This window comes from Pseudomonas sp. 37 R 15 (genome assembly GCF_900004865.1).
Taxonomy (GTDB): Bacteria; Pseudomonadota; Gammaproteobacteria; order Pseudomonadales; family Pseudomonadaceae; genus Aquipseudomonas; species Aquipseudomonas fluorescens_AM.
In genome coordinates, this window is sequence record NZ_CVTV01000010.1 from 1 (window position 1) to 12,498 (window position 12,498).

Here is a 12,498-nt window from a genome sequence, read left to right on the forward strand (position 1 = left end):
GGTATGACTCACCCACATGGGTTACAAATCAGTTCACGCACATAGGTAACAGTTTTTAACTGGCAGGGTCGATTTCGCGAGGATCTGACCATGCCCTGGAAAGAGCTGAAACCTATGGACCTTAAAGTAATGTTCATTGCCGATTACCTGTCCCAGAAGCACAGCCTTAGCCAGCTGTGCCGGGACTATGAGGTCAGCCGCAAGACTGGGTATAAGTGGATCAGGCGTTACGAGGCAGAGGGCCCGAGTGGGCTTGATGAACGTAGCCGCTGCCGCCACAACCAAACCTACGTGGTGCCCTTGGCTGTGAAACAGGCAATCGTTGAATTTCGCTTAAGTGGCGAGACGATCCCCGGCCCGAAAAAGATTCAGAATAGCCTCATGCAGCGTTTCCCAGATCAGGATCCGCCCTCGAAGACGACCATTTACAACATTCTCAAGGCAGCTGATTTGATTACCCCCAAGCCATTGCGCCGACGGGTGGCTGTGTATCCCAAGCCTTTACGCAAGGCAGAAAATCCCAACCAGTTGTTCAGCGCTGATTACAAGGGCCAATACCTGACCGGAGCAGGGATTTGGTGTTATCCGCTGACGATCATGGATCATGCCAGCCGGTTTTTGCTGGCGTGCCAGAGCATGAGCAGCACCAATCTGAAGGAAACCCAGCAAACCTTCGAAAGGGTTTTTCGCGAATACGGCCTGCCAGAGCGTATTCGTACTGACAATGGGATACCGTTTGCCAGCACCAGTCGTGCAGGGCTGTCACAGCTGTCGATTTGGTGGATGAGACTTGGGATCATTCCTGAGAGGATCGAGCCAGGTCGCCCAGATCAGAATGGGCGGCATGAGCGCATGCACCGGACGCTGAAAAGTACATTACCTCACCCGTCGGCAATTGCGTGGGAAGCCCAGCAGCGACACTTTGATCGCTTCCTGCAGCACTACAATTACGAGCGTGGACATGAGGCGCTTGGCCAGAAAACGCCTGCTGCTTGCTATACGCCTTCAACTCGAATGTACCCAGAGACGCTACCGGAAATGATCTATGCGAGTCATATTGAGAGTTACCTGGCCGACAGTAGCGGAATCATCAATCGAGGAGGCATGCGGGTTTATGTTGGCAATCTACTTTGTCACCAGACCATCGGAATGGAGATGATCGGTGATGGGGTATGGAATGTAATCTTCGGTCCTGTGATCTTGGGCCATGTGAATGCGAGAGATGCAAAGAACGGTTATGTCTCAATCAAAGTGTCACCTATGTGAGTGCACTTTTTTGTAACCCATGTGGTTGACCCGTACATCTTGCCCCACCACTCGGCACCTCGCTTAGGCTCGGTGTGCCCGCAATCCGCCATGGATTTGGGGGGCCGCCGCCACGCGCCATCCATGGCGCGGGGCGGCTAAACCGGCATCCCTGCCGGTTTACCCCCCAAATCCATGGCGGATTACGGCCAGCGTGGTTTGACGGGGCGCCTAAGATCAAAAGCAGATCAAGATCAAGATCAAGATCAAGAGCGGCTCGCTTCGCATCGTGGTTACCGTAGGGGCTGCGAACGACAGTTGTGTAGATACCGCGCAGCGATGACGCCTTAAAATGCAAAAAGCCCCGCCATTCTCATGGCGGGGCTTTTGTTTTTTCAGCGTGTCACTCAGTACTGCGGGTCGCCCACATGCAGGATCTTCATGCCATTGGTGCCACCGGTGGTGTGGTAGCTGTCGCCCTTGGTCAGGATGACCCAGTCGCCTTTCTCTACGACGCCGCGTTTGACCAGCTCGTCGATGGCGTTCTGGCTGACTTCGTTCGGTGCCAGCGATGCTGGATCGAAAGGAATGGTGTACACGCCGCGGAACATCGCCGCGCGGGCCTGGGCTTCGCGGTGTGGGGTGAACGCGTAGATCGGCACCGAGGAACGGATGCGCGACATGATCAACGGCGTATAGCCACTTTCGGTCAAGGCGATGATTGCCTTGACGCCCGGGAAGTGGTTGGCGGTGTACATGGCCGCCAGGGCGATGCTCTGGTCGCAGCTTTCGAAAACCTTGCCGATGCGGTGGCTGGAGGTCTTGCTGGTGGGGTGCTTTTCAGCGCCGACGCAGATGCGCGCCATGGCCTGCACGGCCTCCAGTGGGTACGGGCCGGCGGCGCTTTCAGCCGAGAGCATCACGGCGTCGGTGTAGTCGAGCACGGCGTTGGCCACGTCGGACACTTCGGCGCGGGTCGGCATCGGGTTCTGGATCATCGACTCCATCATCTGGGTCGCAACGATCACCGCTTTGTTGTGGCGGCGTGCGTGCAGGATGATTTTCTTCTGGATACCGATCAGCTCGGCGTCGCCGATTTCCACGCCCAGGTCGCCACGGGCGACCATCACGGCGTCCGACGCCTTGATCAGGCCATCGAGGGTTTCGTCATCGGCCACGGCTTCGGCGCGTTCGATCTTCGCCACCAGCCAGGCGGTACCACCGGCTTCGTCGCGTAGTTTACGGGCGTATTCCATGTCGGCGGCGTCGCGCGGGAAGGACACGGCGAGGTAGTCCACTTCCATCTCGGCGGCGAGCTTGATGTCGGCCTTGTCTTTTTCAGTCAGGGCCGGTGCGGTCAAGCCACCGCCGCGACGGTTGATGCCTTTGTGGTCGGACAGCGGGCCGCCGATGATCACGGTGCAATGCAGTTCGGTCGGGGTCGCGGTGTCGACGCGCATGACCACGCGGCCGTCATCGAGCAGCAGTTCGTCGCCGACGCCGCAGTCCTTGACCAGGTCCGGGTAGTCGATGCCGACGATGTCCTGGGTGCCTTCCGTCAGCGGATGGCTGGTGGAGAAGGTGAATTTGTCACCAATCTTCAGCTCGATCCGCTTGTTGGCGAATTTGGCGATACGGATCTTCGGGCCTTGCAGGTCACCCAGCAGCGCCACGAAGCGGCCGTGTTTGGCGGCCAGGTCACGCACCAGCTTGGCGCGAGCCTTGTGCTCGTCCGGGGTGCCGTGGGAGAAGTTCAGACGGGCAACGTCCAAACCAGCCAGAATCAGCTGTTCGAGGACTTCCGGCGAGTTGCTGGCCGGGCCAAGGGTGGCGACGATTTTGGTACGACGGACGGACATGCACAGACTCCTGAGTTCAAGCGCTGGGGAAGGCTACTATGCTCTTTCGTTGTAGTCATTGTTCGTTTGCACTACTTATTGACGATCGGCTTGTTTTTGCTGCGGTTGAAAAGACGAACGCCCTTGAAGATTTTCGACGCGGGGTCGATACACTGCACAAGACAGGAGAACCCCATGCGAATTTTGCTCGTTGCTGCCCTGGCCGTCAGTGTTGTCGGCTGCACCCGCTGGTCAATGGACCACCATTTGAACAACGCTTACCGCGCCTATGGGGTGGGTGATTGTGCGCGGGTCACGCTGGAGTTGTCCCAGGTCGACCGCGAGAGCCGCACCCGCCGTTATGTGCAACCCGAGGTGTCGATGCTGCGCGGGCAGTGCCTGGAACGGCAGAAGCTGTTCGTCGATGCCGCGCAAACCTATCAATTCATCATCAGCCAATACCCGTCCAGCGAGTACGCTTACCGCGCCCGTGCACGGCTCGATACCCTGCGCCAGTTGGGGCATTACTCCGGCGCAAGTGTGGCGCAACCACAGCCGTCGTCGCTGTAGTGATATTTGGCGTTTGATAACTGGCCTGGTGCCAGTCTTGGGCTACTCTTTGAATGTCTGTTTGTACAACTTTCTATTCAAAAGAATGCAACGTCCGGATTCGGCAGCGGTCTGGTGACAACGGCTCGTTTCGAATCACTGGCTTTATGGGATGGCGACCTCACCATGTTTATCGAACGACGGATCGAACGGCATCAGTTGCCTTATTTCTTGCAGGTGTTCAATCGGCTTACGGACAAGCCAATCGGTTTTCTGGGCGACGTTTCCGAAGCCGGGCTGATGCTGATCAGCCAGTTACCGATGATGATCGGCGCCGACTTCGAGCTGCGCTTGAAGATTCCCGGGCCGCACGGCGAGTTACAGACCGTCGATCTTACCGCGACCTGTCTGTGGAGCCGTGAAGACGTCAACCCGCAGCATTACGACTCAGGGTTCCGCGTGCTTAATGCATGCGAAGAATACGCACAGCTGATCAGCGCCTTGTTGCATTACTTCAGCTTCGACCCGCTACAGGCATCCGTCTGAACAGCAGGTGCTGTCGGCTATGGCGGCTGTGTCCACCGTGGCCGTGCGCTTGCGTTCAGAACACGCCGGCTTTTTTCCAGCGCAGGTAACGCGTCACCAGCGCGGCGCCCAACGCCGACGGCAGGCTATCCAACACTGGCAGCCCATGGGCACCCAGGCGGTCATGCAGTTGGTTGCGCGTGTTGAGGTAGTCAATTGCGCCGCTGTAGGCCAATGCTTCGGGCAGGGTTTGGACCGGGGCCTGGCGCAGTTGATCGAGTACGTCCTCTCGCAAGCTCGCGATCAGCACCCGATGGTGCCGGCCGATGCGCTTGATCGCACTCACCAGTGCTTCATCGTCTTCATCGCGCAGGTTGGTGACCACGATTACCAATGCGCGGCGTTTTTGCCGAGCCAGCAATTGGCTGGCGGCGGCCTCGTAGTCAGCTGTCCTGCGTGTGCTTTGCAAGTCGTAGACCGCATTGAGCAAAACGTTCAACTGACCGCTGCCCTTGGCCGGCGCCAGGTAACGCGGCTGTTCGCTGGCAAAGGTACACAACCCTACGGCATCGCCTTGGCGCAGGGCGACGTAACTCAGTAACAGACAGGCATCCAGCGCGTGGTCGAAGTGGGACAACTCGTCGTCCTGGCTGCGCATGCGCCGGCCGCAATCGAGCATGAACACAATCTGCTGATCACGCTCATCCTCATATTCACGGGCAATCGGCGTGCGTTGTCGTGCCGTGGCTTTCCAGTCAATCTGACGCAGGCTGTCACCGTCGCGGAACTCGCGTAATTGATGAAACTCCAGGCCCGGTCCACGTCGCTGATGCTGGCGTACACCCAGTTGGCTCAGCCAGTTATCCACCCCCTGCAAGTGCGCGCCGGATAACCGCGCGAAGTCCGGGTACACGCGAGTGGCGTCCGGGACTTCTAGCCAGCGCCGCGCCGACCACAACCCCAAGGGGCTGGGCAAATGGATTTCGCAGCGGCTGAAGCTGAAATGCCCACGTCGCACGGGGCGCACGCGATAGCCCAACTCACCACGCTCGCCTGGGCGCAGCGAAATGGATTGCGGCAGGTTATCCACAACCAGCCCGTCGGGCACGTGATCGAACACCTGCACGGTCAGCGGCTGTGGATAGTCGTGTTCCAGTGACAGGCGCACTTCTCCCCAGCGCCCCAACGCGAGGCTACCGGGCAGCGTCCTGTGCACGCGTGCCGAAGGGCGGCGGCGTAACCGTATGGCATCGAGCATCGCCAGCAACAGCAGGGCCAATAGCAGGCCCCAGGCGATTGCGTGCAAGGTATCGGGCACCTTGAACTGCAAGGCCATCGACGCGCCCAGCAGGATACTGAGGGCCAACAGGACACCCAGCCAGGTCAGGAACAGACGGGTCGGTTTCATGCCGGCGCTACTGCCTGGGGGCCGCAATCTGGTCGAGCAACTGCTTGATCACCTGGTCCACCTCCAGGCCATCGATGTCCAGTTCGGGCGCGAGGCGTATGCGGTGACGCAGCACTGCCAGGGCGCATCCCTTGACGTCATCCGGGGTCACGAAGTCGCCGCCGCGCAACAGCGCACGGGCACGGGCGCCGCGAATCAGGGCGATAGAGGCCCGTGGGCCGGCGCCGATAGTCAAGCCTGGCCAACTGCGCGTGGCCCGCGCCAGGCGTACGGCATAGTCGAGCACCTGTTCATCCAGAGGCATGCCGCTGGCGATCTGCTGCATCTGTACCACGTCTACGGCCTGCAGAACGGTACGCAAAGGTTGCACATCGAGCATGTCGGCCCTGGACGAGCGGGTCACTTCGCGCACCATGTCCACTTCCTGTTGGGCGTCGGGATAGTCCATGCGCACCTTGAGCATGAAGCGGTCCAGCTCAGCTTCGGGCAGCGGGTAGGTGCCTTCCTGCTCGATCGGGTTCTGGGTGGCAAGCACCATGAACGGCGCGCCGATGGGTAAGGCCTCGCCCTCCAGGGTGACCTGGCGCTCCTGCATGGCTTCGAGCAGTGCGGCCTGGGTCTTGGCCGGGGCGCGGTTGATCTCGTCGGCCAGCAGCAAGTGGGTGAACAACGGCCCCTTGCGCAGCTTGAACTGTTCGGTCTGCAGGTCGTACACCGCGTGGCCGGTGACATCGCTGGGCATCAGGTCCGGCGTGAACTGGATGCGTGCGAAATCGCCGCCGAAGCAACGGGCCAACGCACGCACCAGCAACGTTTTGCCTAGGCCGGGTACACCTTCTAGCAGCACATGCCCGCCTGCAATCAACGCAGTGAGCACGTCATCGATCACCGCGTCCTGGCCAATGACTGCCTTGCGTAATTCAATGCGCAGGGCCTGGGCCTGTTGGCTGGCGTTTTGGATAGTATTTTCTGCGGTCAGGGTTGTGGCCGTTGGAGAGTCGCTCATAGGGCATTCCTGAGTTTTTGCAGGCACGCCACCTGGCGGCTGAAATCGGCGCTGGAGAGCCGTTTCAGCGCAGGTGCGCCGAGTGCCTGGCGGATGATAAGGGAGGGTTGTCGCGTCAGGTGTTCCAGCACCTGGCATTGGTCTGCCGTGTCGAGGTGTTCAAAGCCGGGGTGACGGCGCCGTGCGGTGCGCAGCAGGTCCTGCTGCAAGGCTTGCAGCAAGGCGCCCTGGCCGCTGCGGCGTAGCAGGAAGTCGGCGCTGGCGCGCAAATGCTCCTGTAGCTGTCGACGCGCCTTGGGCGCGGGCGCCAGGATCGGGCCCTGGCGCATGCCGGCGTGCCAGAGTGCCAGGGCAATCAGTGCGACCAGCGCGACGAGGGCCTGGGGGAAGTAACGGACCAGCAGGGTAAGCAGGTTGTCCGCGTCGCTGTTGAACAGCAGGGTGACGTCGGTGCCCTGGTTCAGGTACCACAGCAACCAGGCGTTGTCGTGTTTGCCGATATCTGGAGTTTTCCACAGGTCGCTGTCGGTGAGCACCGTGACGCGGCCTGACCCGAGGTCAAGTTGCATCAGATGGCTGGACTGGGCGCTGTTGGCTGAAAACTGCGCCAGGTGCCTGGGGTCCGTCAGGTTGAAGGCGGTGTCGAAACTGAAATACGCCGGCGCGGTTTCATTGTCGACATACAGTTTGGTGAGGTCCGGCGCGATTTTTTTGCGCGGTGGCGCCGGCTCGTCGAAGTCATCGCTGAAGGTCTGGTGAAGATTGAGACGATCGAGCAGCAGGTCGCCGCTTTTGCCGGTCTCTTCATCCCATATCGCCTCGGCCACCAGCAGCAGGTGCCCCCCGGCTTTTGCCCACGCCAGCAGTTGTTCGACCTGGCGTGGGCTCATGTTGCCACGCTCCCCCAGCAACAGCAGGCTATGGCCCGGGGCGGGCAGGTCCGCAAGCCGCTCAAGCCCGTTGGCATGCGCCACCGTCAAGCCTTGCTGGCGCAGGAAATGCTCGGCCGCCAAATAGGGATTGGCCACTGCCTCCGGCGACGGGCCGCGGTCCACCACCTCCTCATAAGGAATTGCCTTGTGCCAGGCATACAGGCCGCCCGCTCCCAACAGGCAAGCCAGCAGCGCGACTATCCACAGTAATGGCCGGTTCATTGGCTGGCCCTGCTACTGAAGAGTGCGCGCCAATCGCTGCACAGCTTTTGCCGGGCGGTATCGGGAGGCAGTCGATGGCCGTAGGCGAGGTTTTGCCAGTGATCAGTCAATTCGCGACTGAATGCCAGCAACTGCGGTTGCTGCAAATGATCAATGCGCTCCAGCACCTGGCCCTCGGTGTCGGCACCTTTGAGTGGCAGGTTGAATTCGTGCAGCAGTCGGCTGAGCAGGCCGCGATACAGCAAGCCAAGGGCTTCGCGCGGTTGGGTGGGCCACAGCTGTTCGGCGGCGCTGGCGATATCATCGGGCAACGTCTCGATCCCCACTTCCAGGCCGAACAACTGGGCAGGCGCAGGTTTTGCGGTTTTGGGTTTAGGTCGCCGCCTGCGGCTGACAAACGTGCGCAGCCATTCACGGTAGCGCCACATCACCAGGGCCAGCCCGCCAATCACCACGCTCCATAGCAGTATCTCCAAGCCTTGGGCCAAGTGCTTGAAGGCATCGCTGTTGAAGTTGTCGAGCAATTGCTGGAGCCAGCCAGGTAATTTACCGTCGCCGTGGGTTTTGCGGGCCGTGGCGGGTTTTTCCTCGCCAAAACGATAACGGGTGACGGTTTCCTGATTCTTGAACGGCGGGCTTTCCAGTGATGCTTTGATCGACTGCTTGGCCGCCTGGGTACTGAGTGGCTTCGGATCAGCGGTTTGATCGGCCAGCGCCGATGGGCTCAGTTGCACCAGTGTGAGACCGACGACCAGCAGCAACAGCGGTACGACGCTGCTCAGGCGTTGGCGCAACCGGCGAAATACCAGTTCCAGGTCCCAGGCCTCCAGGGCGGTGCGACGGTTGAGATACAGGCTGAAACCGCAGGCGACGTAGATGGGTTCCCAGAACACCAGCACCAGCGCATAGAAAGCGTTGCTCAGGTGTTCCAGCCATAGCCCCTGCGGGCCTGTCGCCAGTACCAGCCGCTGCCAGTCCCACTCCAGTTCGACCTGTTCCGGGATGAATAGATAAAACAGCGCCATGCACCCGAACCACAGGCCGATCTCCAAATGCACCCCGATGATCGTCAACCAGCGCGCGGCACCTGCATTGCGCTGTTGCAGTACGCCCAGGCGCTGTTGACGCACTGGCCCATCCAGGCCTTCGAGCTGGCTCACCGGCAGCATGAAGCTGCGGCTCAGGCTCAGCCGGCGCCAGGTCAGGCTGGCAAACAGTTGCCCCTTGAGCAGGCGTGGCCACTGGCGAACGGCCTGTTTCAGGCTCGGCGTTTCACCGAACAAGGCCTTGGAAAGAACGTATAAGGGCAAGCGCTCGAAGGCGGGCTTCAGCCACCAGAACAGGAATAGGGCGTAAGACGGGTACTGCCACAGCAATGCGGTGAGCAGAATAAACACAGGCAGGCTGACCAGGGCCCAACTGCTCATCAGCACTGCACGATGTTCCCGGGCCATCAGTACGCCGAGGTCCATGGCTTCCCAGGAGGTACGCGGGCGGATCACCACGCTGGCGTCAGTCAGGCGCATGGCGAGTCCGGCCGGCGAAGATCAGGTAGGCGGCCACCAGCAGCCACAGTGCGCTGCCCACCAGGTATTTGATCCAGGGCGCAATGCTCGTGGTGGATGACCAGTAGGCTTCGATGAACGCTGCGATCAGCAGGAACACCATGACCCCGCAGAGCATCTGCACGCTTTTACGGGCCGTCAGGCGCAGGGATTCGCTACGTGCCAGGGGCCCTGGCGCGATCAGTGACCAGCCCAGTTGCAGGCCTGCCGCACCGGCCAGTGCGATGGCGCTGAGTTCGAAGGCGCCATGGCCGATCACGAATGACCAGAAGGTCTGGCCGTAGCCGATTTCACTCAGGTGTCCGGAGACGGCCCCGATGATCAAGCCGTTGAATATCAGGAAGAACACGCTGCCCAGGCCGAACAGCAAGCCGGCGGCAAAGGTCTGGAAAGCGATGCCGATGTTGTGCATCACGTAGTAGCCAAACATCATCCAGTCTTCACTGGCGGCACGTTCGGCCGCACGGCCCAGGCGGCTGGCGGCGGGGTCGTACATGCTTTGCATCTCGGCCACCTGTTGCGGGCTGACGATGCTGTAGATCAGGTCGGGAAACAGGTAGACCAATAAAGCTACGCTCAGCAGGCTGCCGAAGAACAGCAGGCTGGCGATCAGTACGAAGCGCCATTGCTCACGCACCAGGCGCGGGAAGTCGGCGAGGATGAAAGCCAGCACGTTCGCTGTCGTTTGGCTGCGATGGCGATACAGTTGTTGGTGCCCGCGCAGCGCCAGTTGTTGCAGGCGGTCCACCAGGTAGCTGCTGTAGCCGCGTTCCTGGGCCAGGGCCAGGTGTTGGCACAGGCGTCGATATTGATGAGGGAAGTCGGCCACCTCGGTGGCTTTGCCTCGCTCCAGCTGGTTCAGCTGTTCGGCGAACGTCTGCCACTGCTGCTGGTGCCGACTTTCAAAAAGGCTCTGCTTCATGTAGGCCCCAACAAACCATGGGCCACACCGTTGAGTTGCTCCACGGCGCGGGCTGGAGACACCTGCAAGGGCGCCGCGAGGATTGCAGCCAGTTCATGCACCCGCTCGGCAGACAGGTCCGCCTGGCGTTCGGCGAAACCGAGGATGGCCCGCTGTTCGCTCAGTTCCAGCGCGAAGGGCAGGCGCAGGGGGGCTGCTTGAGGTATGGGCGGGCGCGCCAGCGACTGTTCGCGATAGACCACCAGCGTACCCGCTGCCAGATCGCCGAGCCGCTTGAAGTGCGGGTGTTGCAGGCAACTGATGGCGCCGAAGAAGTAGCCGAAGGGCAACATGTCGACAAAACGCAGGAGGTTGCGGATCAGTGACGCCGACCAGCCGATGGCGGTGCCGTCGTCCTGTACCACCCGCAGGCCCATGACCTGCTTGCCAGGCGAACAGCCCTGGTTGAGCACTTCGAACAGCACCATGTACCACCAGCTGACCAGGAACAGCAGCAGCGCGCCCAGGCCAAGCCCGAGGTTGCCAAGCAGCGCCAGGGGCACAAGCAGGATGCCCATGATCACACCACGCGCGAGCAGATCGAAGGCGTAGGCCAATGCCCTTGGCGCGAGGCCGGCAGGGCGCAAGGGCAGGTCGATACCCTCGGGGGTCTCGATCTGGTAGCAGGTATCCAGAGGAGCTGTTGGCATTGCGATCCTTGGCAGCGCGAAGCAACTGAGAGACACGGATGCTAGCAGTGTCGAGGCGGGAAGCAACCCTTCAAGATTTTACTGGATATTTGTCCAGTAAAGGTATCGCTGGCCCCTGACACCTTGCAGCGCCTAGACTTTGCCGGTCTTCAGCACAGGAACAGCCCGTGACCTCCATTTTCTGGTACGACTATGAAACCACCGGGATCAACCCGCGCAGCGATCGCCCGCTGCAGGTAGCCGGCATTCGTACCGACCTCGAGCTCAACGAGGTCGGCCCGCCGATCAATCTGTATTGCCAGCCCAGCGACGATATCCTGCCCCATCCGGCAGCGTGTGCGATCACCGGTATAACGCCGCAGGTCCTGGCGCAGAAAGGCCTTGCCGAGGCGGATTTCATGACGCGGGTGCATGCCGAACTCGCGGCCCCCGGTACCTGCGGCGCGGGTTATAACACCCTGCGCTTTGACGATGAAATGACGCGCTACAGCCTGTACCGCAACTTTTTCGACCCTTATGCGCGCGAGTGGCAGGGCGGTAACAGCCGCTGGGACTTGATCGATGTGATGCGTACCGCGTATGCCCTGCGCCCGGACGGGATTGTGTGGCCCGAGCAGGACGGGCGCGTGACGCTCAAGCTTGAACGCCTGACGCAAGCCAACGGCATCGATCATGGCCAGGCCCACGATGCGTTGTCTGACGTGCGCGCGACCATCGCCCTGGCGCGATTGGTGCGGGAAAAACAACCCAAGCTGTATGAGTGGCTGTTCCAGTTGCGTAGCAAGCAACGGGTGATGGACCAGGTGCGCTTGCTGCAGCCGCTGGTGCACATTTCTGGACGCTTCAGCGCCGAGCGGCATTATCTGGGGGTGGTCTTGCCGTTGGCTTGGCATCCGCGCAATCGCAATGCACTGATTGTGTGTGACCTGGGGCTCGATCCGCAGGCCCTGCTCGAACTGGATGCCGAGACGTTGCGCGAGCGCCTCTATACGCGGCGCGATGAGCTGGCGGAGGGTGAACTGCCGGTGCCGCTCAAGTTGCTGCACATCAACCGCTGCCCGGTCGTCGCGCCCTTGAAAGTGCTGCGCGCGCAAGATCACGAGCGGCTGCAATTGGATAGGGAGGTTTACCAGGCGCGGGCGCTGCGACTAACTGACGCACAGGAAGTTTGGCGTGACAAGTTGGCGAGCGTTTACGCCGAGGAGGAATATGCGCCGAATGCCGATCCGGAGCAGCAGCTCTATGAGGGTTTTATCGGCGACCGTGATCGGCGCTTATGTGAACAAGTTCGCCTGGCAGAGCCGGTACAACTGGGACGCCAGCAATGGCCGTTCGATGATCATCGATTGCCTGAATTATTATTCCGCTATCGCGCGCGTAACTTTCCTGAAACCTTGAACAATGAGGAGCAAGAGCGCTGGAGACTTTTCTGTCAGCAACGGTTGTCAGACCCGGTATGGGGCGCACCCAATACCCTGGCGGCATTTAAGCTGGCCCATAAGGAGTTGAAAAACAGTGCGACAGCGTTTCAGTGCCAGGTACTGGGTGAATGGCAAGACTATGCCGACTCTTTAGCGGCCCGCCTGAATCTGTAGCC

The 12,498-nt window shown here is 60.7% G+C and carries 11 protein-coding genes; 4 read left to right on the forward strand and 7 right to left on the reverse strand.

Going from position 1 to position 12,498, the window contains the following annotated elements; all coding sequences use genetic code 11:
- Positions 1–90: 90 nt before the first annotated feature.
- Complete coding sequence (locus BFQ04_RS01720) at positions 91–1,266, forward strand: integrase core domain-containing protein (protein WP_065949219.1); 1,176 nt, start codon at positions 91–93, stop codon at positions 1,264–1,266.
- A 386-nt stretch (positions 1,267–1,652) separates the two neighbouring features.
- Here the strand turns inward: BFQ04_RS01720 and pyk are convergent, their stop codons facing one another.
- Positions 1,653–3,104 carry a pyruvate kinase gene (pyk, locus tag BFQ04_RS01725; protein ID WP_065949306.1) on the reverse strand — a complete coding sequence of 484 codons (1,452 nt, stop codon included), beginning with the start codon at positions 3,102–3,104 and terminating at the stop codon, positions 1,653–1,655.
- A gap of 174 nt (positions 3,105–3,278) precedes the next feature.
- On the opposite strand from pyk, the gene BFQ04_RS01730 reads away from it, so the two are divergent.
- Both BFQ04_RS01730 and BFQ04_RS01735 read left to right on the forward strand, forming a co-directional pair.
- Positions 3,279–3,653, forward strand: a complete 375-nt coding sequence (locus tag BFQ04_RS01730) for a tetratricopeptide repeat protein (RefSeq protein WP_065949307.1) — start codon at positions 3,279–3,281, stop codon at positions 3,651–3,653.
- Between the two features lie 165 nt (positions 3,654–3,818).
- Positions 3,819–4,178: a PilZ domain-containing protein gene (locus tag BFQ04_RS01735; protein WP_065949308.1), complete on the forward strand. Its 360-nt coding sequence runs from the start codon at positions 3,819–3,821 to the stop codon at positions 4,176–4,178.
- 55 nt (positions 4,179–4,233) lie between these two features.
- On the opposite strand, the gene BFQ04_RS01740 is transcribed toward BFQ04_RS01735, so the two are convergent.
- From BFQ04_RS01740 to BFQ04_RS01765, 6 genes are read right to left on the reverse strand one after another with little or no spacing between them, the layout of a single operon-like run.
- A complete protein-coding gene (locus BFQ04_RS01740; protein WP_065949309.1) occupies positions 4,234–5,565 on the reverse strand; it encodes a DUF58 domain-containing protein in 1,332 nt (443 codons plus the stop codon).
- A 7-nt stretch (positions 5,566–5,572) separates the two neighbouring features.
- Positions 5,573–6,571 (reverse strand): AAA family ATPase, encoded by a 999-nt coding sequence (locus BFQ04_RS01745; protein ID WP_065949310.1) that lies wholly within the window; start codon positions 6,569–6,571, stop codon positions 5,573–5,575.
- Positions 6,568–7,725 (reverse strand): DUF4350 domain-containing protein, encoded by a 1,158-nt coding sequence (locus tag BFQ04_RS01750; RefSeq protein WP_065949311.1) that lies wholly within the window; start codon positions 7,723–7,725, stop codon positions 6,568–6,570. Before BFQ04_RS01750 ends, BFQ04_RS01745 begins: the two co-directional genes overlap by 4 nt.
- Positions 7,722–9,251: a DUF4129 domain-containing protein gene (locus BFQ04_RS01755; protein ID WP_065949312.1), complete on the reverse strand. Its 1,530-nt coding sequence runs from the start codon at positions 9,249–9,251 to the stop codon at positions 7,722–7,724. Before BFQ04_RS01755 ends, BFQ04_RS01750 begins: the two co-directional genes overlap by 4 nt.
- The gene (locus BFQ04_RS01760; protein ID WP_065949313.1) at positions 9,238–10,212 is read right to left on the reverse strand and encodes a stage II sporulation protein M; all 975 of its coding nucleotides are present in this window, start codon (positions 10,210–10,212) and stop codon (positions 9,238–9,240) included. Before BFQ04_RS01760 ends, BFQ04_RS01755 begins: the two co-directional genes overlap by 14 nt.
- Positions 10,209–10,901, reverse strand: a complete 693-nt coding sequence (locus BFQ04_RS01765; RefSeq protein ID WP_065949314.1) for an RDD family protein — start codon at positions 10,899–10,901, stop codon at positions 10,209–10,211. Before BFQ04_RS01765 ends, BFQ04_RS01760 begins: the two co-directional genes overlap by 4 nt.
- 167 nt (positions 10,902–11,068) lie before the next feature.
- Between BFQ04_RS01765 and sbcB the strand changes: the two genes are divergently transcribed.
- Complete coding sequence (gene sbcB, locus BFQ04_RS01770; protein ID WP_065949315.1) at positions 11,069–12,496, forward strand: exodeoxyribonuclease I; 1,428 nt, start codon at positions 11,069–11,071, stop codon at positions 12,494–12,496.
- The last annotated feature ends 2 nt before the right edge of the window (positions 12,497–12,498 follow it).